This window comes from Rickettsia endosymbiont of Ixodes scapularis (assembly GCF_000160735.1).
In the GTDB taxonomy this organism is placed as follows: Bacteria; Pseudomonadota; Alphaproteobacteria; order Rickettsiales; family Rickettsiaceae; genus Rickettsia; species Rickettsia tamurae.
This window is the reverse complement of the sequence record NZ_CM000770.1, coordinates 725,989-750,543: the sequence shown is the minus strand read 5'-3', so window position 1 is coordinate 750,543 and position 24,555 is coordinate 725,989. Positions and strand designations below refer to the sequence as shown.

Sequence of the window (24,555 nt, the reverse complement as noted above, 5' to 3'; positions counted from 1 at the left end):
GCTTTTTAATCTCGCCAAAAATTTATAATGATTTAAAAATGGTTTAAAAGTACCTAATGGTTCAACATACTTACAAGTTTAGCCTCTTGCTTTAGCAACTAAATGTTGCTCTATTAATCTTGCTCTTCTATCAATCTGATCACTACTTGTTAGCATATTACTCCATTTCTCTTGAGCAAAAAGTTGCACTCTATCTAAAGCTTTTAAATAAGCAGTTAAATGATGATCTGCTACCTGCTTAGATTGTAGCATAGTTAATGCTTTTCTTACCTCAGAGACTACTTCCTTTAAATGCTGCAATAAACTGTAGCTAGCCACTAATTCTGAAGAGCTATCTAAAATAGTAACTCCTGATATTGCTTCTAAGGTAATATAATCATATATTGGAAATGCTTCTCCTATAGATGATAGAAAATTAATATCAGCATTACTAAATTCATTATTACTTGCAAGCTTACTTTTTAATGCATCTAGCTTTGTTTTAGCCTTACCTTGATATGATTGTTCAGGAGTAATGGTCATATTGCGTTTTATTGATGGATTCAAACAAGCAATATTATCACAACTGTACATTGAAGCAGATTCACCACCTTTTAAATGACTAATCCAGCTTTTTTCATCTTGAGCAAGTGATTCAAAAAAATAAACATTCTTATCTCTAACTATTATAGTGCCTGTCATTGACATGATAGCATTTCTTAACTCAGTCGGAATATTTGCTTTTTCCGCTGCTTTAGTAAAAATATTGTAATTTGTTAGCATTAATTCTGGATCTTTATTTTGGATGCTTAATAAAGCTTGCTTTTGTTCTAGATCATTTTTGCATCTTTTACCGGCAGCAAAATAATCAAAACCAGAGCTGGATTGTAACTCTTTACATACTGACTCTCTCATTGCTGAATCTTTTGGCAAAATCGATGCAAAGACAGCCTTGGTCATCTCGCAATCAGATTTAGCAAATTGGTTCATCTCCATCGCAAGGTTACGTAAATCTTTTAAGGCGTTTTCCATTTGCGGTGCAAATGTCTTAAGTCCTAATGAAAAAGCATATGGTTTTGCTTGCGAGCCAATATTTTTCATTAGTTGTACTAACTCTTCACCTGATATTATAGAAAAACTGCCAAGATAAGAGTCAATACCGCTACAGCTCATGTTTAAAGATGGCGGAGTAATAGCAATAGGATTAAAAGCTGTTTTGCTGGTTCTAAGTGATAATCCACCTGCAGCATAATAGCCAGCCGCTTGAGATTGATACGAGCCGGGTTTAGTAATATTAACGCTCATTCCTTCAAATACATCTTGTATATTCCAACCGTAAGAGGTAGATGTTTGTAAAAGTAGCATGATTATAAGAATATGTATAACATGCTTTATGTAGCATTGAGTGTTACTAAACTTATTGCCCATAATTACTAACATTTAATTGATTATGGTGCTGCAGTATTGTTAAAATATTCTCAGCAATCTTATCTTCACTAATAATACCTCGCGCAACTGGATATATTTGAGTGCCGAGACTATCGACCAAATATAATACTGGTACAAGATTCTCAGGATTGAGATTAGTAAATAATCCAGTATCTTTTACAGTTCTTATATTTCCAAAATTTTCTCCATTATTAGAGACAAATAGCAGCTGAAATTGATATTTATTTGCAACTGTTAGTGCAATGCTGCTAAAAACCTGAGAATACTTACATCCTTGATTTACTTGCATAATTAAACCCAGTTTTTAGCTAAAAATCTTAATTTTTGGCTGTTTTCTTGATCTTGTTTGATCTCATATAATTTTTTATGTAATGAATTGGCAGGTATATTATTACTTATAAGGCTATAATCAAGTAAGCTTGCAAGCTGCCACATAGTAGCAAATTTGTAGGATTTTTCTAAGATTTGTTTATGCAATCTTTGAGCAATAATAACATTTTCTAGTGTTGGATTATCAAGAGCCTTACGCTGAGCTCTATTAAATTGTTGCTTTAAATCTTCTATCCTTTGATCATATGGTTCTTGTTGTAGCTTTGATAATGATGATGCATTATGAGATTGCAATTTATTAATTTCTGCCACTTGCTGCTCATTATACCATAAAAAACCTTGTGGTTGCTGCCATATTGCTTGCTGCCATATATTGTTATTTAAGTTTACTTCTGTCATCTTATTTACATTGCTTATATCTGCTGTTATAGTACCAGCAAATGAGTATTCAGACCAGTGATTGATTAACAACATCACAGTTATTATTGTTAATATCGTTTTTGTTATGCTTGTTCTCACTATTATCTATTGCTCAGCTGTTCAGTAAAACTAGTACGATAAATTATGATTTCTATTACCAAGAGAATGCTGCTTTTGCATTATTGGTATTTGGTTATTTATTTGTTTGGGAAAATTCTTGCCCATCTTATTTTTAGCATCAAATAGTAAATCAGCAAATAATTCCTCTAAATCAAACTTTAAAGAATCTATTCTTTGCAACTCATCGACAGTAAATCCTCGACAATTTGGATACTTACTAGAGCCAAAACTAATGCCTAATTGATTTCTCCCTTGCTCTTGAAATACTCTTGCAAGTTTTGAATTAAAACAACAATAGGTCGATTTTTTAGTTAAACATTTCTTAAATACCTTATCTCGCTTACTACAATAAGTGCCAACAAAATGGCATTGTCCTTTCCCCCTTTTTAATGCAAGAGCTTTCTCACCTAGACTGCATCTAGCAAGTCCCAAATCTTTTCCCCAACCTTTCATTGCAGAACAACAATTAAGGAAATTAACAATATTCTTCAACTATTTGACTCTACCTTAAATACTGAAATCGGATTTATTTGCATATCTTTTTTCATTTCATTTAACATGGCAAGCTGTCCAATATTTGCAATATCATTGTTTGGCACAATAGTAGGTGTATGACAATCCCCTCCTAAACAAAAAATAGTTGCACCTGCTAAGGAAGAGCTTAAATGCTTCTTTTCGCTAAAACATCTATAATTCCTTTGCCATAATAAGCAGATATTACCATGTCTTTTTAAGCAAGTACTATTTTCTAACTGGCATCCTTGGGATTTTAAATGTTTACAACCAGCTTGTGGCTCAGAGTAACATTGATAGCTGATTTTCTCCTGCCAACATGGACGGTTGATAATATATTTATCAGAAAATGTCTTATTACCAGCATCCAGGCAGACTCGATTTATTTCATGACATTCATTTGCTTCTGCTAATTTTTCTGCTTCTTCAGTGGTTACTTGCCAATATTCACCTTTTTCTCTAAATTCCTTGATTTTCTCACGATATTGATAGTTTAATCTGGCTATTTCTGGTATTGTACTGAAATGAAACATTTGAATTTCTTTTTCATCATAACCTACTGTGATATGATGACCTACATTATTTATATCTAAACCTAATCTATCTGCAATAAACTGCCTTAATGTCCCCCTTCGGGGATAAGGAATCCCTCGCCTTCAGGCGAAGGGAAGATATAATGAAATTGCTTTAGCAATGAATTTATATCAAGAAACATGAGAAGTTATAGAAAGAATAGTCATAGTCAGTATGATTTAAAAGTACATCTTATATGGATACCAAAATATAGGAAGAGAGTATTGATAGGCAAAGTAGCGGAAAGGGCTAGAGATTTACTAAGGCAGATTTGTATGGAACATGAAGTATATATAATTTCAGGGAAAATATCATGTGATCACGTGCATATGTTTATCTCATATAAATCACAAATATCTCTTAGCAAGTTAGTACAGTATTTAAAAGGTAGTAGCTCAAGAATTTTATTGCAAGAATTTGCTCATTTAAGAAAACAATTTTGGGGCAATCATTTGTGGGCTAGGGGCTATATGGCGGTCAGTTCAGGTAATATAACTGATGAAATGATACAGCACTATATTGATGAACAGGAAGGTGAACCTGTGAATGATGATCGATTTCTAATCGATTCCACTTTATAACCCCTCAGCTTATAGCTGAGGGTTCTTTAGTTCTATTTGTACTAATGGGTCTTCTTCTCTTACACCTTGATAAGTAGCTCTAGACCAATTATGCTTATCATAATAAACTTCTTTAACTAATTCCTTCCTCCAACTTGGTGCAATATCAGATGGAGTGATTTCTATTATGCGATCTTGCCACTCTCCCCATCCTTCAAATAATTCATTCTCTACGATTAACTGCTTGATTATATCTATCTCAAACTCAACGCCTTCCCTGCAACTCTTATTAATGTCAGTCTTAGTCACAGATTCACTAGAACTAAAATAACTCCCTTCAGTATGTAGTAATGGATTTTCTTCAATCTGTTTTGCATTCACTAGCAAAGGATTTTGATTATTTAAATCATATTCCTTTAAGGCATTGATTTTCCCTAGTTCAGTTTGTTGAATAAATTGCCCCTCTTCAATATTTAAAATATTGCTACCTTTATTCGTTAAATCATTATCTCTCATATTAGTTAAGTGTGATACATTAGCATCTTTATCAAATATGATCTTATTGCCTATTTGGTTAGGATTACCAAGCTTAATACTATGCTCATACTGCTGAGAGTTATTATAATTATCCTCCATAGTCATAGAGTAAGCTCTGTTTATGCTTAAATTTTTTACTAAAATTAACAAGCAAATAGTTGTAATAACTTGTTTCACATTTGTTCCTCTTGCATTATTTGTAATGCATCATTTAATGCTATATGTCCTGCTAGTTTTTTAATCTTACCTTGGTTATTATCAATTACTATTACTGGTACAGCAGTAATTTGATATTTTTCAAATAATTCAGGATCAATATTAAAACTAATACCAATTTCATCGGCTTTTGCTTTACTCTTAACAAATGCATTGTTTTTTAAACCTCGCATTATAAGTTTTGCACTGATTTTTTCTGCTTCAATAAAATAGTTCTTTAATGTTGAATCAGGCATTGAAAATGATACAAAAATATAGATTTGAGACTGCAAAGTATTTTTAAGCAAATTTTCTTGCTTTGCCAAAATATTAGCATTACTTGTACTACTTAACACTAATAAACTAGTTAACATTATTATCTTAAGATTAAATTTCATACTATTACACCCGATAAAATCAAAAGACACAGCAATTGCGTTTACGCCAAATCAAATACCCAAAATCCTCACCTTTTACTGGGAATTCCTTTCCTGCCTGCCAGCTTATTTCACTCTCACCAATCTTTTTACAGGAAGCTACTTCTGGTATAGGATAAGTCATCTGCAGTCTATACTGACTTTTTTGCATTATTGGCATTGGATATTTAGAACATAATCCTTTGCTGCCCATATAGCCCCAGAGTAATAATTCCCGGTGCAGTTTAGCCATAAATTTAGCAACTATTAACGCAGAAGTGCCAACTCCTCCATTATGATGGGCGGTAGTCCCAGTAAATGGATAAAGAGAGCCTTGACATCCCCCGCACCAAAACATCTCATCATTTGAGAGATTGATGCTACTGCAGCTAATACAATCAGCTATGCAGGCACTTTGAGCTGCAATATTGCCAAATAATAAACTCTCAGGATTTAATATGGCAGATTTAGCATCATCACCCCATAATGGGTCAAATTCCGTTAAATACGCTAAATCAATTTGTGACATCTCTAAACAAACAAAATCAAGTAATAGCTCAAGCCAGTATATTACTGGATAGATATACCAATGCACATGATAAAAGCTGTTTCCTTCTATATCATCTTTCATCCCTTTTTGCATGCTAGTTCCAAGACTAATACCGCCAAGGCTTACCATACACATTGGGGATTTTGTTACATCTACTAGCCGTGCTGGTTCCCAGAATCCAATTGGAATCCCTGGCACTGGCATAGAAATCCCAGGTCTGGGACAAAAACAAATAATCTGTTTTGGGTTATTAGTATCAGCCATAGAACTTGAGACAATTTTTACTCCCCCGATAGTAATTGGAAATAAACATTTCCAGCAAACATCAGTTATGGGATTAACAAATCTGCCAACGCAGCCAATTGATGCATAACTATAATTACCAAGCATAATAATTATAATAAATATAATTAACTTCATTGAAGGCTGATCTCAGGAGATACCACGCTTACCTCTTCTTGGTTAGACAATAAATTAGTAGCATTTTTTGTAGGTAAATATTTTTCACCTGGTATTAAATATACTACTTCGCCGCTCGATTTGACAATCGCTTGCACCTCACCATGCAGCACATCATCTACTATTGTAGTTAAATATTTCTTTGCCTCCTGTAATGACCATTTTTTCATAGATTGCTCCCGATGTATTAGTTGTTATTTACAGTTTAATCTTGACTCTTTGCTTAAATACTACTACAAATTTTAATTGATCTTTACTTCACTAATTTTAAGCAATTTGCCTTCCTGCTGGATAGTAGCAGGTACTGCCTTTATTTTAAAACGAGTAGTAAGCACACCTCCTTGATCAAAAAATACTGGCTTATTTAACTTTTTTATCAGCTCTATAGGACTACCATTTATTAATATTAATTTTCCTATCTTGGATTTAGCCCAATTAATCTGTTGCTGATCATCACCATCAATAAATATTAATGACTCACCCCAGCTTATTTTATCTAAAGGATTTACACTTGTTCCTACATGAATTACGACATTGCCTTTTTGATCCTTTATATCGGTTTTTTGTACAAAACTAGGGTCATAATGCCAGCTACGATTCTTCCTAACCTTACTTAATCCTGCTACTGGAGTTGGTCTAGAGATTTTTTGCTTGACTCTATTGTTAAATTCTTCCTGCATTGTTGCTAACACGCCATTTTGCTCTGCTATTTTCAGTCTTGACATAATTACCTCGAGTAATGACTCTTCAATGATTGGAAATAAATGACCTCTGACGCCATAATCTTTAATTTCTACTTTGGAATTATTACCTACGCTGTTCTCTAAAGTATTATTCTGTGCATTGACATAACTGACCTTTAATACAATCAAAAATAAAATAAAGGAGCTGATGAAAACAATTTTTAGATATAAATACCTCGTCATATTTTCCCGCATGCTTTTAAGCTACACTTCTTATCTGCAGTACACTATTAATCGCATCTGTGACATTCATCCCAAGCATCATCTTATCCTCTAAAGCCTTGTAATCCCTCGCATTAGTAGATGTTAACATTAAAGTAAATGGATCTAACATTAATCTTGCTACTACTCCATTAACGCTTGGACCATAAATTGCCGCCTCACTATAATAGGGCGGATTTGAATGAATTGATTGCAGTAAATTTATCTTCCACTCCTCATCAACAAAACCTGCAAGCTTAGGGTTTGCTCTCATTGCTTTGAAGCTCTCAGGATTTTGTTTCAAGATTACCTTATGCGATGAGTTCTCAAAAGCCTTTTCTGCTGCTGTTCCTTCTTCTCTGAAATAATCAGTTAATTGCTGAGTCGCAAGAGTGATTGAGCCATTATATTTTCTGGCAATTCTACCTGCTTCTTCAATAAATTCTCCTGATCTCTTGCCAGATAATAACTTCCATGCCTCATCAATCATGATTAGAAAGGGACGATCTCTATCACCTTTAACCATTGTTTGGTTAATATGCACAATCATAATTTGTACAATTACAGCAAGTAGAGCTAGGCTACTGCGTAAATGATCAGTTTCAATTACCACAATATCTGAGCTTAACGATAATTTTGCCTTATCGCTAAAAAACTTGCCATATTGCCCATCTCTGGTAAATGGAAATAACATATTACCGAGTTCTTGTGCGTAAGGCTCCTCTCTTTTAAGTAGCCAATCTGCTATGTCAGTAACTTCAGCTCTTGCTCCTTTGTCTTGCCACACAGCTATTAAGGCTTTTTGTAGCATTGGTTGTTGCAAATCATTAGTCCCATACCGCGGAGCTGCCATGGTCGCTAAAATCGATGGAAAACTTGCTAAAAAATCTGCTCTTGCTTCAATTGATTTTTCATTTGTCTCTTCTGGTACCTCAGAAAATGGATTAATTGAAATAGGATTTTTTACATCAAACTCTATATAATTACCACCCAGTAACAAACAAGTTCTTTTAAATGATCTCCCATAATCAAGAACAAATACCTTGCCACCAACTCCAAGCACTGACAGCATTAATTCCTGCATAAAAACTGATTTACCAGAGCCAGGAACTCCTGCTATACAAAGATTAAAATTCTCATTTGGCGTTGAGTTAGTATTGCGTCCTGATTTTGCTATCAAAGCACTACCAAAAGGTGACCAATACATAATCTGTCCTCTTTTGCCTACAAGTAGCATACCAGGAGATATTAAATCGCYTTTCCATTCACCAATAATGGGCAGTAATACTTTACTTTCTGCAGCAATAGTTTTTATGCCTCTACCAAGACTTGATAATGCTACCCCAACTCCTACTATTTTAGGTGATAATATGCCTTTAAATTTGTTGGTCCAAGAATTAGCTGTCACCTCAACTAACTGCATAGGTAAACTTGCAAGAACCACAGCTAAATGATCATATTTGCAAGGAACAAAATACCAACCACTTCTTCGCATATTTGAGCAAAACTGTGATGCTGCAGTCTTAGCTTTATCTGTACTTCCATACATAATAACATTGAAGTGGATGTTTACTACCCGATCACCACTTTGCAGACTTGCTACTGCTCCTGCTAAATCCTCTGCTTCATGTGCTAGATTTGGAAAAAATTTACCCATACCAGCATTAATATTTCTCTCTAAAGCTTCTCTTTTTGTAATTGCTGCTGTTTTAGCTATCATTTGATTAGCTGCTATTTGCAAACCAAAATGCATTAGAAAATTGGATCTAATATATTCATCTCGACGCATTTCATTACCTAAAAATAAATCCATGGCTGATAATCGCCACTATGATGGTCTTTTACTTGCCTCTAAAGATAGAAATATCTGATCGTTATTAAGACGAACAGAATTTTCCTCTTCAAACAAAGAAAAATCACTAGGTAAAATCTGCTGCGATAATATATCATAAGGATTAAGCTCGGGTTGCTCTGCTATATTCCAACCAAAAATTAAACGCATCAATTTTAATAATAATTTGGCATCTACATCTTCAGTTAACATGCCAATTGATTTAAATGTATCTTGCAGTACTTCTTTTCTGCGAATCATTTCATTAATATCAATCTTAAGCGTCGGAATAGTTACTGAAATTAATAAAACTATATCCTTGATACTTCCTTCTTCTGTAGCTTTATCTTGGAGAAACTTTGCTCTTTTATTACTTAACTCAGAAAAGATGCCACCCTTGCGATGTGATTGCCAATTATCTAAATATTCCTTTATATGATCACAGCCAATCATCAGCACTTGAAAACTACTACCTGCTGGTAAATTCTCATCACTTTTGATAAATTCAGCAATCTCACCTTGAGCTAGCAAGCTTGCTCCAACAATTGGTCCGCCAAGCAGTACAAATCCTACTGAAGCTCTATTAAAAAATAAACCGGAATCCTTATCATATGACTCATAAACAAAATGCTTAGAAAGGCTTATGCGAGAAAAATCTTTATGGATATTAGGCTTCATCTAATTACCTTTAAGTTTTTTATTCTTACCTAAACAACATATGTTATATTGTTTATCCGGATCGAATATACCAAGATCTGCCATTTTATTGACTTCATATAAAGATTTACACTTTATCCCTTCAGGAATAGGACAATCAAAGTCGCTACAATATGGCATTAATTTACAGCTGCTGATACTTATGGTGAGTAGTGATAACAATACAATCTTGGATAATCTATTCATTAAAATCCACCTTCTTGTTCTAGGATGTTATTATTGGTTGTAGATTCTTCATCTAATTGATGCTGCCAATTCTCATCATCTTTAAGAAATCGCTCTCTTAATTTTTGATTTGTTTTAGAAAAATTATTATTGCCAAAACTATTAATTCTGTTTGAGCCACTTGGATAATGATTATTATTCTGATGATTGCGATAATTTTCTTGCTGAGTAAAATTACCGCCATAGGCAATTAATTGCTGCTCTTCACCACTATCTATTAAATCAAAACCTTTTCTAAATACTACATCTACTACTCTACCTGATCCGACCACAATTACTGGACTCATGCTTTCTGCTCTCTTTATTGCAAAATCAGCTAATTTTTCTAAGGCATTGCCAGTGCCTGAGTATACTCCTGCTTTTAAACTGATTTTCATACCAGAAGAGACCCAATCTAAATAAAAACCTAAAATGATACCAATTGCTACAATTGCTCCAGCAAGTCGCAAATTTCCCTTTATTACCGCCCAAATGGCAGCTAAAATTGTTGCCCCTGATATTCCTATAGTTTTAAGTTTACCAGTAGAAAGAGTACCAATGCGATCTAACTGACCTTCTAAAGTATCTGCAAATACTATCTCTTGAAATAAGAAGCAGCAAAATGTGATAAATACTACGTAACCTAAATGCTGTTTATTAAATATCGTTCTTATTATTTTATTAAACATATCTCTATTTTTTTACTCCTTTATTCATTTTATATACATTATATGCTGGTAAGTTTTGATGCGTTGGAAGCTTACTAAACTGTGGTGTTTCTGCTGTTTTAAAATTATATTTTAATAATCTTATTGGACTTGGTTTATCTTTAGTAAAACTTAAAACTAAATCCTGCACTACGCCGCTTTCAGCAACTATGCTGACATAAACTTTATTTTTACCTTGTTGTGGCAAAACAAATATGCAGCCTGAATCATGCACTATTATTTCTGCTGCTTCCTTGGGATGGATCATAATATCGTTGATCTTGTCACCTTCGATAGTAATCCTAGTTGGAGAATTTTTTGCAATCTGCAACTCTAATACAGAATCATCATGTAACATATAACCTATAGCATAGCTATTATTAAAGCTTAACAGAGTACCAATGAATAATACCAAAATATGTAGTTTGTATTTAAACCTTATCATTAATTATTTGCCTCCTCTTCTTTAATACCAGTTAGTAATAACAAACGGTTAACTCCTAGTTTATAAGTTAAAAGATAGGTCTTATCAGCGGAGATATGTTTATTCTCAGAAAACCAATAACGAAATGTTCCACTAATTATTACTCCTTGCTCAGTGAGCTTTGTTTTCTTTCTTACTACATGACAATTTTTCATTTTATCATCTTTGGATATTGGAATATCAAGGACAACAGCTGTATCCAACGTACTAATTGAGTAGAAATATTATACAAGATATTAACCAATGTATCTAATCCAACACGAAATATACTATTTTGCCTATAACCATGTTTTTTAATAACTATTGGTTTATCTAAAACTATAATCTCTCCAGTTTGATAAGCTAGGCAAAATGCAATAGACAATATTTGCATCAATGTATCTAATCGTAAATCATTAGTAATATGAGTTGCTTCACAGTTGAATCCTGCTGATTTAAAAGCTTTGAACATTGTTTCAATTTGCCATCTTTGAGCATATAATCTCAGCAGGATTTTTGATCTCATCACTATGTATTAAGACTGCAAGTTCACTCTTCTTATTTCTGATCCCTACTACATTAAATATTTCACCTTTTGTACCAATTCTACGTTGTGACAAACTCACATGCGATCCTATGGCTAGAGGGCGAAATAACTCTTGTATTTTAACCATTTTTCCCCTTGCATTACTGATATATTGTCTATTTTCTCTAACTCGAAAAACGTATCTTATTTGATTTGTTCTAAGCCAAGAGAGCCATTCCTTACCTATAAATTCTCTATCAGCGGTTAATGCTTCAATGCGGTTTTTGTCAAAAACTTCTAAAAAACACTCCATCAGATCAATACGCTCAATATAATCAGAGTTACCACACTTTTTATCACTTAGAAAATTCCAAAAAGGGGGATCGCTATACCATGAAAACTGACAGCTAAATATAAAATATTTATATGTCGTTTACCAAATTTCCAATTCGTTCTATCTAAACACAATACCCATTTTTGCTCCTGCTCAAACCCAGTCATCATGACTAACATAACAGGTAATACTCTCCATGATATTGAGATTTCAGAGATAAATCTTTGCATCCTTCTATACCATGAAGCTGCTTTAATCCCAGACGGCATTCTATTGCATAACAATGACATGTTTACTGTCCTGCTGTTAAGCATTGAAATGATAAATAATCCTAAACATTTTGCTCTTGATAAATTAAGCGAAATATGTTTTTGTAATAATTCGACTAGAGGGGCGGAATGATCTTTCATATGTAAACCAAGTTCTTTCCCCGTTATCATCATGAATTATCAGCAAAATTCAATCCTTTAGTCCTTACATCTCTAAAAATTGTCATGTAGTAAGGTTTTCTTTAAAAAAAATACTGACGATACATTAGAGCCTTTAACAAATTGTAAATGTTCTTTAAAGAACTTATCTAGTTGCTCCGTATTACTAGATACTACTTTCAGATCAGCTATTTGACGCTCTACCTCTTCAGGTGAAGTGGTAAATAATTCTTTCATGACAAAAATAGCCCATTCTCTTAGGTAAGTCTCATGATAGCTTTTTGATGATACTATCATCCTTCTATCTGGCTCTATGGCTGGAATTAACAATAAACGCGAGTTTCGTATTCAAAAAGTCGCTGAATAGCTGATAGTAACTGGGTTACGTGGATCTTAATAATACTGTTTTTGTTATAAAGTGAGTACAAAATACAAATTGCTAATTAAAATATGGTATTTATAGTATTAGAAAAAAGTTTATAGGTTATTGAAAAAACTTTAAGAGCAATAACCTATGATAATGGATTTTACAGAAATATTTTGTTACGTCGATGATTTTTTTCAAGAATTAGACAAGCATACAAATTCAATTACTAACCATAACAACAAATCTGGTCCTAAAAGTCGACTGAACAGAAGTGAGGTAATAACAATTATAATAGGCTACTGGCAGTCATCTTATGATTGTTTTAAGAATTATTGTCTGAAGCAAATATGAATTCATCATCAAAAAGATTTTCAATTAGTAAGTTATAGTCAATTTATAAAAATAATAGGTCCACATTTACCACTATTAGTACTAATATTCAATTCTATTTTGGATCAGTGTGACGGACTCTCTTTTGTAGATTCAAGTAGTATAGAGGTATGTAAGAGATACCGTATTTCAATGAATAAAGTGTTCGCCGGCATAGCAGCAAGCAGTAAGACAACAAAAGGTTGGTTCTATGGACTTAAACTACATCTAATAATTAATAGAGCCGGTGGTATAGTTAAAGCATCTTTTAGCCCTGGCAATAAGGATGATAGAAAACAGCTGGAACTGATAATCAAAAATCTTTTTGGTAAAGTATTCGGAGATCGTGGTTATATTTCGCAACAATTATTTCTACAACTTTTAGAGCAAGGAATTTTTATGGTAACTAGGGTAAAGAAAAATATGAAAAATAAACTTATGTCTATGTTGGATAAAATATTATTGCTTAAAAAAGCATTAATAGAATCTGTGTTTAGTAAAATTAAACTATTGGGGAAGTTTGAGCATTCAAGGCATAGATCAGTTACAAATGCCTTTGTGCATATGGTTGCAGCACTGATAAATTATCAAATGTCTGATAATAAACCTTCTATTACATCTCTCTTGATATGCTAAATCCTATGCTATATTAATTCGAAACTCGCGTATATAAGATATACCACGAATGATTTCTAAATATATTGTTCTTATAACTTCCAATATGTCTTATCATGTTATGATGGTAATTTTACAATATTTTTATTCTTTCTAAATACTATAGATCTCTTATCTTAATAACGGAAGGAATTAATCTTGATTAGTAAGATTGTTATTGACATGTTCTCTAGATAGCCAATTTTGCAAATACTGTCCTGATACTATTGGATCATTGATAATAATTATATTTTCTGCATTCTTATAATCTGCATTTTTACTAAAATTAAAGCTACCAGTAATTACTGTATACTCATCAATAATCATAACTTTGTTATGAGCAATACCAGGCACGTTATCGATCAATACATCAATGCCTGCTGATTTAATTTTAGCCAGCTTAGAATATTTAGAGTATAGATTGCTTTTATCTAATAGGATTTTAACTTTTACACCTCGCTTATGGGCTGCAATTAAGGAATCTGCTATATCAACATCAGTAAAACCATATGCTTGAACATATATAGAGCTGCTCGCTTTATCTATTATCGCAGTAATAACTTTACTACAACCAGATGGGGGAGTAAAGCATGTATCAATTTTACTAGAAGGCATCAAAATTGCTTGTGCATCTTCTTGTATAATTTTACTTGGTATACTAATCTCATTTTTAGTAGAGTGAGCAGTTTGGACATCAGGACTAACTAATAGGTTTAATATAGTATGATCAATTGTTATACCTACAGTAACACCTATAATTAGTGAAATAACTATATTACGGATATTTCGAGATTTTTTAGCTAATTTTACTTTATTTGCAAACATAAAATCTATAATTCCTATGATTGTGTTACACTTTCGGAATCATTGAATCAATTGCCCTTTGCATATATTCTCGAGCAGTATCATTTGCAAGTCTAGTATAAACTGCAGTGGATCTTGGATCCATATGATTAAGTAATTGTCCAATTACATATTGATTTGCTCCAGTCATTGCCATCCAACTTGGAACTGTTCTTCTTAAATCATGAATCCTTAAATTTTTTATGCCTGCTTTTTCACAAATTCTACTCCATGCTTTTTTCGGTTCTTGCAAGTGACCACTGCCGCTGGTCTCACTTGGAAATACCCAACTGCTAGTAGAGTTCTCTTTTCGTGCTTTTAATATTTCTAATGCTTGATCTAATAAAGGTAAAGAATGAGGCTTGCCATTTTTAGTCTCTGGCAGATATAATTGTTTGTCAGTAAAACTTACTTGTTCCCATTTCATAGTAAGTAAATTATCTTTACGTACTGATGTATATAAAGCTATTAAGAAAAAATCCTTCATTACTTCGTTTTTCTCTTCTGCTATTGCTGCAAAAAACTGTGGTATTTCTTCTCTAGTTAAATAACGGTCTCTAGATTGTTCCTGATGCTTTGTTATCCCAATAGCTGGATTTACCTTAATCAATTCCCATTCTATTGCTTTATTAAATACAGGTCTTAATATTTCAAGAAACCTGTTGGCTCCATATTTACCAGTTTTCGTCAATTTATTAAATAATTCTTGAATATCTGCTTTTTGAATGGTTGATATTTTTCTATTATATAAATGTTTTGCATATCTATCTACAGAAGCAGCATAATCTTTCCATCTTTTATTATTAATTTTACTGTATTCATCAAGGTATCTATCATAAAACTCTTTAAAGGTAGGCTCCTTAGATAATCTAGCTTTTTCTTCTATAGGATTATATCCTTGGGCAATTTTCCCTTTTAACTCAGATGCTTTGAGTCTTGCATCAATAATAGATAGATAAGGAAAGACTCCTATTTTGATTCTATGATACTTTTTGCTAAGCACTACCCCTAAATAAAATATTTTACTACCACCGTATGAGACGATTAGCAATAATCCTTTTTCTTTAGTATCTTTATATATATCTCGCTTTGCTTCTGGAGCTTTTATTTCTTGCAGTATCTCTTTAGTAAACAGTAATGATCTAACTGGCATAATATTACCTACCATAGCTTAACTGGAATATATATTTAAAACTGTAGTATGTTTTAATTGTAATAGCAAATTCTATATCAAATATAATTACAATGAACTTGATTATTACTTTTACAATATAAACAACTAATAATTGTAATTATTGATTCATAAATTCAAATGGTCCAAGTAGGTTGCAAGGTAAAAATTGATAATAAAATTTGACTCGCTATATGCTCATTATATCCATATCCTATTTTAAAATTTCTAATATTTTTAAACATTGACAAATAATTGCAACTCTACTACAGTGAGGATAGAATTTAATTGGTATTGAAAAAGTACTATTAACATTAGGGTTATGAGCTATAAATTAGTATATAAGAAAAAAGCAAAAAAATAGGGCGAAATCGACTTTTACATTGACATCGTAAAGGTCAGAGGTTCAACCCCTCTATCGCCCACCAGCATACAGTCAAGCTTTTTGTAATCTACTAATTTTACCTCCCTACTCCATATGCTCACTATATGCTCATCGCATTTTTAAAAATGGTACTCTAATTCTCTTACTACCTTGACTAAACCTGATGTTTAAGTTGAGGTCTTATGCACACTATATGCTCATCACATTTTACTAATGATTGTGTAACACATGATCATGGTAATCAAAATTCAATCATTTTCTACAATTTTGTTGGTAATTTTATTCCTCCTGAATGGAGTAACCTATCCTCTAGTAATGGTAAAATTTTAAGTAAAACCTCAAGACAACTCCTATCTCTAATAGTCTTCCGCTTGCAAATCTACTATAACAATAGTATCGACGAACTTCAGGAAACCTATCATTTCTTTGAAGAACACTTAGGAGTTTGTCAAGAACGTGTCAGACAGTGCCTAATTGAATTAGAAAAGAGTGGTTTCATTAAGTTTTATAAAGCAACTATTATTAAATATGGTATTAAATGCCGCAATACTCCTTGTATTAAGCTGGCTAGAAATTTCCAGCCATTTTCTCAAAAAATTCTCAATGAAAATGAAAAAAATTTGGGCTTAACTCAAAATAAATTTGGGGTGAAACCCAAAGAAATTTTGCCTCAACCCCAAAAAAGTTTGGACCAGTACATATATATAGATAATAATAAAAATATATCTAATAAATCTAGATATAGCAAATCTATAATTTTTCAAAATGAACAAAATGAAACTGTTCAAAATCAACAATTACTACAATATTCACAACAACAAAAGCTTGCACAAGAGTTAAAATTCGCAACAACAAGATCGGCTAATAATCAGCAAGAGAGTGAAAATACCAAAACAGCCAAAAGTGATTTTATCGTTGGTCCATTACAGATTAATAAGGCATTGCAAGCAGTGCTTGATAAGGTGGATAAGGCAAGATGTAAGCAAATAGCATCACCAGCTAATAATGATTCAGCAGTAGAATCTGTAAAGAATAAAGGCTGGTTCAAAAGAAAAAAATTAATAGATTTCCATCCCTTAACTCAAGAAGAGGCCGATTTATTACAGGTAAAATCAAATCGAGAATTTAATCTTAATTTCATCAATAAGCTCTTATTGAAGCTAGCAGAACAATATCCAGAATATCATTTTGGTCATAAGAAAGTCCTACTGAACTATATGGCTAAAGCTTTAGCTCATGAGCTCAGAGAAACTACTAAAGCCAACAGCACTACATTTCAGTTTAAATCTAGCGATGTAAACAAAGCCAAAGACCGACATCTAGATAAGATAGAAAGTAGCCTTGATACTAGCAAGCAAGCTCAGCTAAAACGTAAAATTGTTGGTAGTTTTGATCCTGATACAGCTTATGAATTACTAAGTTCTTGCTACTTTATTGGGGTAGTAGGTAATAGCTATCAAATAAAATTGCTTAAAAACATTACGCTTTCAGAACATAGCCAAGATAAAATACTACAGCAAGTACGAATGATCTATGGCAGTAATATTGGGCAATTACAAATCATACCATTTGCTGAGCTTGAAGCTAAGCATAATAATACTGAAGATGAAAAACAAAATTACCTATTGCAGCTTAGCAAGCAATTAAATCCTAATTCAATATGGTACAGGGCACGGAAATTTCTTATTGAACGTTATAACCAATATATTGATTTTGGGGTATTAAGTAAATTAGTAGTGGTAGAGGAAGATATAGTCAACAACAAGGTAATCCTTAAATCAACAACGGCTTTTAATGATTACTATGTTAGAAATCGTCATATGCAAGATCTAGAAGAAGCTTTTAAGACTCAAGATTATTGCTTTGAATTAATCAAGTTTGAATATAACTAAGCTATTGTGGTAATTGATAATTTGTAATAACTACTTCATCAGATATTTTATTGTGCTCAGGCATAGAATATTTAACCTTAATAGTACTAATATTAAAATTTTTGTATAAGTTTCTAATAAAGGGAGTATTACTATTAGAAACCATTATTTTAACATTTTTATCATTGAGTTCTGTAGCAAAATCTTTAAGTCTCGTTTGCTCATTTTCATCAAAGGGTAATCTGGTATAAAACTTCTCACCTGATTTATGATAAGGAGGATCAAAATAAACAAAATCATTTTTTTGTGGTTCAATGAAAGAAAAATCTATAGCACAAATAGATGTGCCCGATAAAAGCTGACTACACTGTTTTAATCTAAAGGCAAGATCAGATTTACTATAATTCCTACCAGAGAAAGTTTGAGCTGGCTTTCCATCAATATTAATTCGGTAAATGCCTTTAAATGAATATCTATTAAGATAGATAAACCTTGCAGTAATTTTTGCTGGGTCATTACTGTCATTATTACTTCTAACTTGGTAATAATGCTCTTTAGAATGTTTTTCTTTATGAGAGTCTAATAGTTTACTGACCTGCTCTGGATTCTTCTTTATTGTGTTATAGGACGTTACTAGCTCTAGATTAATATCAGATAAATAGCATTGTTTAAATTTATCTCTAACTTGAAAAAATAAAGCCCCACCACCAAGGAATGGTTCATAGTAGTTATTCAGTGTTGATGGAAGAAACTTAATTAATTGATCGGCAATTTTTCTTTTACCACCAACCCATTGTAGGAATGGTTGTGATTTATCTGAGTTCTTTACTGACATGAAATTATTATTAAAATATTTATACTAAATTATAGTATAAAATAGGTTTAAATGCCAGCAAAATACTGTATTACAAGGGATTTTCAAGGAATTCTTGATGTTTTCTGTAACATCATTAATACTAGTTTTGATTTGTATGTAATAGACAAAGATCTGAGCTAACAAATAATAGTAATTTAGCTGTGTCTCATTTATGCAGCTCTTTATTAAATTGTGTAGAAATCTGTCAAAAAAGCTCTTAAATCCTCTGTACTTCATGGAATAGTTAGGATATCTGTCCTTGTTAAGAGCAGCCGTGGTGCAGTTCTAGTTCAGAGGTTAAATTAAAAACTACAAAATTTTAGCACTTTAACCTCTGAGCTGTTTTCTGAACTTTAACAGCAAGGAGATGCTATGACAATTAATAATCAAAATCAACCAAAAGATAATCATAATATTACTAAAACAAATTGGAATCTTCAATTATCTCCCATATCTGTCACATTAATACCATATCAGCAAGAAGAGAATATCATTAACTCGACGATCACAAATTATACTGATATAATTAAATATAAATTAGAGTTACAAGAAGCAAATAATAAATTGAAAGAATCTGAGTTATTTAAAAGAGATGTGGTGCAAAATATGGTACATGGATTAAAGATTCCATGTAATGGGATTTTTTCATTAGTAACAGCCCTTTATGAAATAGAGGATCATCCTGAAAAAAAGGATTATTTAGCTAGTGTGGTAAATTGTGCTGAAGAATTACTGGATTATTATAACAATATACTTAGTTATTTACAGAATAATTCAGGATTACCTCCTATAGTTTTTAATAAGTTTGATCCAAAACAGTTGGTAAATAAGATTATTGATAAAGCGATGCCAATAGCTCAACGTAAGGGATTAAATTTATCTTGTAATTTTCAGTATGATTTAACAAATGCTATAATTAGTGATACTTATCGAATAGGGGCAATATTAGAGCAGTTAATAGATAATTCTATTAACTTTACTAAAGAAGGTAAAGTTGTGGTAACAGTGAACATGTTTGCTATTAGTCCAGCCGTTTCAGAATCAGAACAACAAAACAGAGAAATGGTATTCCAATTTATGGTGCATGATAGTGGTGTTGGTTTGTCTAAAGAAATCAGGCAACATCTTCATGAAAAGATTGATAAATTTGATGTTGCTATGCAATATAATGGACTTGGATCAGGATTAAGTTTTGTAAAGCGTCTAATTAGTGAGCTAAATGGAGAGATTGAAGTAACAAGTGAAAAAGGTAAAAGTACTACTATTGTCTGTAATATACCAATTAAGTTACCTCTTCTTGATGATCTGATTTATGATACATAATGTTGATATTGATAAGGTTTTGATGATTATGTATTAACTAATAATGATGATTTTCTTGATTATTGTACTTCACTTGCTACACTTAAGTAAATTATAGTAAGGAAGGATATATGGCAAGAAGTCAAGAAAATCATCAAAAAACTATAGATCCTATTACAGGAAAGTTAAATTTACCTAAAGGTATAGATCTTGAGCTAGACAAAATAAAAATTACAGATCTATCAAATTGCCGATATAGTAAAAGGCTATTAACGAAGATCATGCTTATTAATAAGATGTCTAAGAACATGGTTGATCTTAATAAAATTAAAAAAGCAATTTATTTTGCTAAAAAGTATCATGGCAGGCAAAAGAGAGAAACAGGAGAATTCTATTACTCACATCCTTTAGAAGTAGCATACATGGTTTCTGATTATTTATTTAGAACAGATATCATAGTAACTAGCATATTGCACGATTGTATTGAAGATACATTACTTACTAAAGAAATGATAGTAAAAGAGTTTGGCTATAAAATCGCAGGTCAAGTTGAAGATTTAACACGAGTTAAAAAGGATAAAAAAATTAGTGCAGCAGAAGTGGTTAAAATATTATATCAGCAGAAGAAAAAAGAGTTGCTATTAATTAAGTTATTTGATCGGCTACATAATGTACAAACAATAGGAGCTAAAACCCATAAAAAAGAACAGAAAACAATTTTAGAAACTTTACAGGTCTTCTTAGCTCTTGCTACTTATCTCAAAATACCAAAAGTTGCAAGACAATTACACACACATTGTTTAAATATAACTACAAATTACAAAAAATTAAATTTATATAATAACACAGTCCCATTCTCTCCTCTTACTCCACAATAACGGTAAATTGTTATTATGCAATAAATATCTTTAATAGTCCGTCCGCCAAAACTCTACAAGCCTTGTAGGCAATAGGGTTGTAAGGCAAAAAGTAATAGTAAAATCCATAAAAAAATGAAGGGTTTTATATCAAAAGCTTATGGAAATAAGAAAAAATCGCAATGGGAAAATTGAGTGCGTTTTGGAAAATATGGTGTTTTTTTGATACAAAAATTTGAAATCAGCCATCAAAATCATAGTAATTTGCTCTAAAATCGCACTATTTTTGGGAATTAGTGCCTAAAGCGATATTTTCTTAAGTTTTAGCGGACGGACTTAATACTCTTTATTATACCTAATTGAATTTACTTAACTATAGAATGCTATTCAATTTTATTGCAGTGATGCTTTAATAGTTTTCTCTTGATTGTTAAGATAATTTAATTTATTGTTAAGATGTAATTTCTCTGCTTGTTGTTTAGCTTTACCACAATATTCCAAAGCTTTGTTGAAATCGCCTTTGCTAAAATAAGCATCTGAATAAGTTATATAAAAAAGCATTTTTATCATGTAATCAGATGTTTGCTCAATTAAGTTATTGTATTTATTAAACTCTATTATTACTTTATCCACTTGGTTAGTTAAAATAAGTAGTTGTCCATACAATCTAATTGATAATAAAAAACCTTTAGTTCTATTAGCTGCCTTAAATAAAATCATTGATTCTTGAATTGATTTAATAGCATTCTCTATTTCTAGTGTATTTATATTAGTTTTATCTGTTTTTTTACTTTTCTCTAAGACAAGATTGGCTTTATGATACACTAATCTTGCCTTCAATATTTTCATATCATTGTCTTTTTCTGAATTATTTATTTTTATATTATTGTACTCATCAAATGCTTTATTTAGTTTTTCTTCAGCCTCATGATAATTACCGATTTTATAAAAATATGCTGAATATAAGGCTAGCATTTCACATTTTAACATTTCTAAGCCGTCAATTTTCTGCAAATATGCATTAACCTGATCAAGTATCTTTAGAAAATCTGTATACTTTTCTTGATAATAGTAGATTGTAGCAACCATCAAATCCATTTTTATAAGATTTTCATTATATTTATCCTGAAATTGAGTTTTAAAGTGCTGACTAGTTTCAATAATTTGTTGAAAAGAATTAGTTAGTTTAAATTCTTGCTCATTATCTATAAAAAATTGTAATAGGGATTCAAACCACCTTAAATTTAAGGTAGGATACATATTATTGTTTTTATTTAGTATCTTATCGAACTGATGACGTAAAACTGTTTGTACTAGACGATGGAGGGAAATATTATTATCGTTATCATAATTGATCATGGAATATTGCCATAATAGAGCAATATGTTTATTTAATGTTAATTCTGGCGATGATAAATCAGGATGAGCAGTTTGCAGCCATGTAAGCAATAGTTTTCGAGAGATTTTGTCTGGTGCTAAGTAAGCACATACTATTAAAAGTTCAATAGCTATTGGTGGTTCATTGTTAATTCTAGTATCTCTAACAATTTCATCTAAGGTAATGTTCCAGGTTACTGCCACTGGGTAACTATAATTATTTGTCTCTTCTAAAAAAGAATTATCTGATAATAATTCTGATTCATACTTCTTGTAAAGGTCTAAATATTCTGGAATAGCAATATGTTTTTGCTTAATATAAGCACTAGCTTGTACTAGTGCTAAGGGTAAATATCCTAAAATTTCTACTAATTCCCTTATAGCATTTTCTTCTTCTAATGCCACATTTCGCTGTATTAAAGTCTTTATTGTTTTAATAGATTCTTCTTCTGTCATGACGTCAATGGGCAATATTGAAAATTTTGTTGGCCAATGACGTTGACGAGTTGTTAAAATTACATGTCCCCCAGTTTCTGGTAAAAATGGTGCAATTTCACGATAGTTATTTACGTTATCATAAATTAAAAGCCATCCTGGATTATCAACTAGCCATTGTTTAACATAAGCGATAATGTTTTCTTTTGTATAGATGTTTTCTGTATATCCTAATAGCTTAGCGAATTCAATATATTTATTATACAAATCATCAATGTTCTCTGCAGGAAACCAAGCTTTAAATGTATACGGATGTTTTGTGTGCGTGACATATTGCAAAGTTAATTGTGTTTTTCCAATTCCTCCAAGTCCAGCACATGCACTAATTGCCACATTACTTATTCCTTCTGGTGTATGATTCTGACGTAATTTATTGTGTAAATTATTCAATAATTTTTCTCTACCAACAAAAACGTTATCTTGTCTAGGTATATTCCAAGTAGTCACATTCTTAGGAAATATTATTGATTCTTGTGGTTTAAGGTAAGGCATTTCTGCTTTTTGACTTTTAACCGTTGTTCTAACAGCTGGGTCAAATATTAAAAGATAAGTACCACAAATAATCAAAACCAATACACCAACTATTGGTAAATAAATATTCCTAACTTTAGCTTGAATATTTTTGTCTGTCAAATAGGAGTGAGGGGCAACTAAACTAGTCTGATTTGACATAATATTATTATATCTTTCCCTGAACTTAACAATAATATTCTCTACATTTGTATTAGAAAAAACTTTTGTGATAATTTCTAAAAAAATAAAATGATATTGTTTGGATAGAGAAAGATTAATATATTCAAAATTAGTTCGCTTAGGTAAAAATTCTAAACCTTGTTTTTCCTGTGTTGTAAGGAAAAATACTTTAGATATATCCTGATCATTAGACATAACAATAGATTGTCGTTTAGGTATATTAGTTTTATTTACAGATAAAACATAGATAGTACATTGCTTTTTATCTTCGCCATGTGTCCCCTTATGCATGAGAACTATAGGAACATTATCAGAATATTCTCGCAGTTCTATAAAAACTGTTATGCCTACAAGTTGTAAATCCCTACGTATCTTATAAATCATCCAGTTTAAATCATTGTTTCCTAGCATCTGCAAAACAATAAAAAAAGATATATTATAAGGCTTTGTTAATATTAAAATTTCCTTTAAGTTTTTTTTAAATTCTTGTTGAATTAATAAACTTAAATAGTAACTTTGTATTAGTTTATATTTATCGGACTTTTCCATAAAGTTTATAATGCCCTCTCGAACATTTGTTCCTATTTTCCGTTTGATGTTAGAAATATGACTTTCAATAGTTCTTGTCTCAACCTGTTTATCCTCATTTGATAAAAAATTAGCTACTCCTTTTATGTTCTTCCCATGCATAATGCATGCTATTACATCTATTTCTCTTGATGTAAATCTAATATTGTTAATTACACGTAAATGTTTTTCATATATTTCTTGCGGACACATAGTCTTTATCTTCCATAAAATCTAATTTATTTAAACTATTATTATTCTATAAGGTTAAAAGACATCGTCATATATGGATCAGTCAAAAATGCCTTCTCTCACATGATCGCTTCTCTTATCAATTACCAGTTACTACCTAACAAACCGTCTATCGACTCTTTCCTTAATTCTTGACTTATTTTAATTCGCTATTCACGTTAAATTATATAATTGTCCTAATAGGATACATTTAAATAACAATCACTCGCTATAACCAATCCTGCCTAAGAGGCTGTCTTGA

General features: G+C 31.6%; 22 protein-coding genes and 5 pseudogenes. 5 read left to right on the top strand and 22 right to left on the bottom strand.

The genetic code is table 11. The features are described 5' to 3' along the window. Positions 1-78: 78 nt before the first annotated feature. From REIS_RS03860 to traN (REIS_RS16390), 4 genes and pseudogenes are all read right to left on the bottom strand, one after another. On the bottom strand, positions 79-1,407 hold the full coding sequence (locus REIS_RS03860) for a conjugal transfer protein TraH (protein ID WP_152540715.1): 1,329 nt from the start codon (positions 1,405-1,407) through the stop codon (positions 79-81). Beyond that, positions 1,397-2,232, bottom strand: a pseudogene (locus tag REIS_RS03855) (conjugal transfer protein TraF). The gene REIS_RS03860 and the pseudogene REIS_RS03855 overlap by 11 nt, the downstream one beginning before the upstream one ends. A 75-nt stretch (positions 2,233-2,307) precedes the next feature. Beyond that, complete coding sequence (traN, locus tag REIS_RS16395; RefSeq protein ID WP_256377121.1) at positions 2,308-2,751, bottom strand: conjugal transfer protein TraN; 444 nt, start codon at positions 2,749-2,751, stop codon at positions 2,308-2,310. Between the two features lie 35 nt (positions 2,752-2,786). Beyond that, a complete protein-coding gene (gene traN / locus REIS_RS16390; protein WP_256377120.1) occupies positions 2,787-3,344 on the bottom strand; it encodes a conjugal transfer protein TraN in 558 nt (185 codons plus the stop codon). A gap of 180 nt (positions 3,345-3,524) precedes the next feature. On the opposite strand from traN (REIS_RS16390), the gene tnpA reads away from it, so the two are divergent. After that, the gene (tnpA, locus tag REIS_RS03845; RefSeq protein ID WP_008579210.1) at positions 3,525-3,965 is read left to right on the top strand and encodes an IS200/IS605 family transposase; all 441 of its coding nucleotides are present in this window, start codon (positions 3,525-3,527) and stop codon (positions 3,963-3,965) included. 9 nt (positions 3,966-3,974) lie between these two features. Here tnpA and REIS_RS03840 read toward each other — a convergent pair whose 3' ends face one another. The 14 genes and pseudogenes from REIS_RS03840 to REIS_RS14110 form a co-directional block, all read right to left on the bottom strand. Next, a complete protein-coding gene (locus REIS_RS03840; RefSeq protein WP_037213935.1) occupies positions 3,975-4,658 on the bottom strand; it encodes a hypothetical protein in 684 nt (227 codons plus the stop codon). Next, a complete protein-coding gene (gene trbC / locus REIS_RS03835) occupies positions 4,655-5,074 on the bottom strand; it encodes a type-F conjugative transfer system pilin assembly protein TrbC (RefSeq protein WP_037213943.1) in 420 nt (139 codons plus the stop codon). Before trbC ends, REIS_RS03840 begins: the two co-directional genes overlap by 4 nt. Before the next feature lie 19 nt (positions 5,075-5,093). Beyond that, positions 5,094-6,062, bottom strand: coding sequence for a conjugal transfer pilus assembly protein TraU (gene traU / locus REIS_RS03830; protein WP_008579947.1), 969 nt, complete (start codon positions 6,060-6,062; stop codon positions 5,094-5,096). Further along, entirely contained in the window at positions 6,059-6,271 is a 213-nt protein-coding gene (locus REIS_RS03825) for a type II toxin-antitoxin system prevent-host-death family antitoxin (protein WP_008579946.1), read from the bottom strand. Before REIS_RS03825 ends, traU begins: the two co-directional genes overlap by 4 nt. Positions 6,272-6,343: 72 nt before the next feature. Further along, on the bottom strand, positions 6,344-7,027 hold the full coding sequence (gene traW / locus REIS_RS03820; RefSeq protein WP_037213936.1) for a type-F conjugative transfer system protein TraW: 684 nt from the start codon (positions 7,025-7,027) through the stop codon (positions 6,344-6,346). Positions 7,028-7,043: 16 nt separating this feature from the next. Then, positions 7,044-9,554, bottom strand: a pseudogene (locus REIS_RS03815) (TraC family protein). Continuing rightward, complete coding sequence (locus REIS_RS03810) at positions 9,555-9,779, bottom strand: conjugal transfer protein TraV (RefSeq protein ID WP_008579944.1); 225 nt, start codon at positions 9,777-9,779, stop codon at positions 9,555-9,557. It abuts the pseudogene before it with no gap. Then, positions 9,779-10,384 (bottom strand): annotated as a pseudogene (locus tag REIS_RS17100) (TrbI/VirB10 family protein); the annotation flags it as partial. The pseudogene REIS_RS17100 and the gene REIS_RS03810, both read right to left, overlap by 1 nt. A gap of 106 nt (positions 10,385-10,490) precedes the next feature. Further along, positions 10,491-10,862: a type-F conjugative transfer system secretin TraK gene (locus REIS_RS03800; protein WP_241760918.1), complete on the bottom strand. Its 372-nt coding sequence runs from the start codon at positions 10,860-10,862 to the stop codon at positions 10,491-10,493. An 86-nt stretch (positions 10,863-10,948) separates the two neighbouring features. Next, a pseudogene (locus tag REIS_RS03795) lies at positions 10,949-11,101 on the bottom strand (conjugal transfer protein); the annotation flags it as partial. Between the two features lie 38 nt (positions 11,102-11,139). Beyond that, entirely contained in the window at positions 11,140-11,439 is a 300-nt protein-coding gene (locus REIS_RS16385; protein WP_008579488.1) for a hypothetical protein, read from the bottom strand. Positions 11,440-11,443: 4 nt separating this feature from the next. After that, the gene (locus REIS_RS16380; protein ID WP_008579487.1) at positions 11,444-11,806 is read right to left on the bottom strand and encodes a transposase; all 363 of its coding nucleotides are present in this window, start codon (positions 11,804-11,806) and stop codon (positions 11,444-11,446) included. Positions 11,807-11,853: 47 nt separating this feature from the next. Continuing rightward, positions 11,854-12,270, bottom strand: a complete 417-nt coding sequence (locus REIS_RS03785; protein WP_008579269.1) for a hypothetical protein — start codon at positions 12,268-12,270, stop codon at positions 11,854-11,856. A gap of 63 nt (positions 12,271-12,333) precedes the next feature. After that, positions 12,334-12,585, bottom strand: a pseudogene (locus REIS_RS14110) (TraE/TraK family type IV conjugative transfer system protein); the annotation flags it as partial. Positions 12,586-12,973: 388 nt separating this feature from the next. On the opposite strand from REIS_RS14110, the gene REIS_RS11010 reads away from it, so the two are divergent. Beyond that, positions 12,974-13,627, top strand: a complete 654-nt coding sequence (locus tag REIS_RS11010) for an IS982 family transposase (protein WP_083787757.1) — start codon at positions 12,974-12,976, stop codon at positions 13,625-13,627. Positions 13,628-13,798: 171 nt separating this feature from the next. Here REIS_RS11010 and REIS_RS03770 read toward each other — a convergent pair whose 3' ends face one another. Both REIS_RS03770 and REIS_RS03765 read right to left on the bottom strand, forming a co-directional pair. Next, a complete protein-coding gene (locus REIS_RS03770) occupies positions 13,799-14,470 on the bottom strand; it encodes a phospholipase D family protein (protein ID WP_008579939.1) in 672 nt (223 codons plus the stop codon). A gap of 25 nt (positions 14,471-14,495) precedes the next feature. Then, complete coding sequence (locus REIS_RS03765; RefSeq protein WP_008579938.1) at positions 14,496-15,656, bottom strand: tyrosine-type recombinase/integrase; 1,161 nt, start codon at positions 15,654-15,656, stop codon at positions 14,496-14,498. A 570-nt stretch (positions 15,657-16,226) separates the two neighbouring features. Between REIS_RS03765 and REIS_RS03760 the strand changes: the two genes are divergently transcribed. Continuing rightward, the gene (locus REIS_RS03760; protein ID WP_008579937.1) at positions 16,227-17,936 is read left to right on the top strand and encodes a hypothetical protein; all 1,710 of its coding nucleotides are present in this window, start codon (positions 16,227-16,229) and stop codon (positions 17,934-17,936) included. Between the two features lies 1 nt (position 17,937). Here the strand turns inward: REIS_RS03760 and REIS_RS03755 are convergent, their stop codons facing one another. Then, positions 17,938-18,750, bottom strand: coding sequence for a DNA adenine methylase (locus REIS_RS03755; RefSeq protein WP_008579936.1), 813 nt, complete (start codon positions 18,748-18,750; stop codon positions 17,938-17,940). A 393-nt stretch (positions 18,751-19,143) separates the two neighbouring features. On the opposite strand from REIS_RS03755, the gene REIS_RS03750 reads away from it, so the two are divergent. Beyond that, positions 19,144-20,094 carry a sensor histidine kinase gene (locus REIS_RS03750; RefSeq protein WP_008579934.1) on the top strand — a complete coding sequence of 317 codons (951 nt, stop codon included), beginning with the start codon at positions 19,144-19,146 and terminating at the stop codon, positions 20,092-20,094. Positions 20,095-20,204: 110 nt separating this feature from the next. Continuing rightward, the gene (locus REIS_RS03745; RefSeq protein WP_008579933.1) at positions 20,205-20,951 is read left to right on the top strand and encodes an HD domain-containing protein; all 747 of its coding nucleotides are present in this window, start codon (positions 20,205-20,207) and stop codon (positions 20,949-20,951) included. A 372-nt stretch (positions 20,952-21,323) separates the two neighbouring features. Here the strand turns inward: REIS_RS03745 and REIS_RS03740 are convergent, their stop codons facing one another. After that, the gene (locus tag REIS_RS03740) at positions 21,324-24,275 is read right to left on the bottom strand and encodes an NB-ARC domain-containing protein (protein WP_008579932.1); all 2,952 of its coding nucleotides are present in this window, start codon (positions 24,273-24,275) and stop codon (positions 21,324-21,326) included. Positions 24,276-24,555 lie beyond the last annotated feature (280 nt).

Coding starts and splice junctions, on each gene's coding strand:
- traN (WP_256377121.1), bottom strand. CDS start 2,751: ATGAAAGGTTGGGGAAAAGATTTGGGACTTGCTAGATGCAGTCTAGGT.
- REIS_RS16380 (WP_008579487.1), bottom strand. CDS start 11,806: ATGGAGTGTTTTTTAGAAGTTTTTGACAAAAACCGCATTGAAGCATTA.
- REIS_RS03800 (WP_241760918.1), bottom strand. CDS start 10,862: ATGTTACATGATGATTCTGTATTAGAGTTGCAGATTGCAAAAAATTCT.
- REIS_RS03810 (WP_008579944.1), bottom strand. CDS start 9,779: ATGAATAGATTATCCAAGATTGTATTGTTATCACTACTCACCATAAGT.
- REIS_RS03825 (WP_008579946.1), bottom strand. CDS start 6,271: ATGAAAAAATGGTCATTACAGGAGGCAAAGAAATATTTAACTACAATA.
- REIS_RS03770 (WP_008579939.1), bottom strand. CDS start 14,470: ATGTTTGCAAATAAAGTAAAATTAGCTAAAAAATCTCGAAATATCCGT.
- REIS_RS03745 (WP_008579933.1), top strand. CDS start 20,205: ATGGCAAGAAGTCAAGAAAATCATCAAAAAACTATAGATCCTATTACA.
- REIS_RS03760 (WP_008579937.1), top strand. CDS start 16,227: ATGCACACTATATGCTCATCACATTTTACTAATGATTGTGTAACACAT.
- traU (WP_008579947.1), bottom strand. CDS start 6,062: ATGAAGTTAATTATATTTATTATAATTATTATGCTTGGTAATTATAGT.
- REIS_RS03755 (WP_008579936.1), bottom strand. CDS start 18,750: ATGTCAGTAAAGAACTCAGATAAATCACAACCATTCCTACAATGGGTT.
- REIS_RS03750 (WP_008579934.1), top strand. CDS start 19,144: ATGACAATTAATAATCAAAATCAACCAAAAGATAATCATAATATTACT.
- traN (WP_256377120.1), bottom strand. CDS start 3,344: ATGTTTCATTTCAGTACAATACCAGAAATAGCCAGATTAAACTATCAA.
- REIS_RS16385 (WP_008579488.1), bottom strand. CDS start 11,439: ATGTTCAAAGCTTTTAAATCAGCAGGATTCAACTGTGAAGCAACTCAT.
- REIS_RS03785 (WP_008579269.1), bottom strand. CDS start 12,270: ATGATGATAACGGGGAAAGAACTTGGTTTACATATGAAAGATCATTCC.
- REIS_RS03765 (WP_008579938.1), bottom strand. CDS start 15,656: ATGGTAGGTAATATTATGCCAGTTAGATCATTACTGTTTACTAAAGAG.
- trbC (WP_037213943.1), bottom strand. CDS start 5,074: ATGAAATTTAATCTTAAGATAATAATGTTAACTAGTTTATTAGTGTTA.
- REIS_RS03860 (WP_152540715.1), bottom strand. CDS start 1,407: ATGGGCAATAAGTTTAGTAACACTCAATGCTACATAAAGCATGTTATA.
- REIS_RS03740 (WP_008579932.1), bottom strand. CDS start 24,275: ATGTGTCCGCAAGAAATATATGAAAAACATTTACGTGTAATTAACAAT.
- tnpA (WP_008579210.1), top strand. CDS start 3,525: ATGAGAAGTTATAGAAAGAATAGTCATAGTCAGTATGATTTAAAAGTA.
- traW (WP_037213936.1), bottom strand. CDS start 7,027: ATGACGAGGTATTTATATCTAAAAATTGTTTTCATCAGCTCCTTTATT.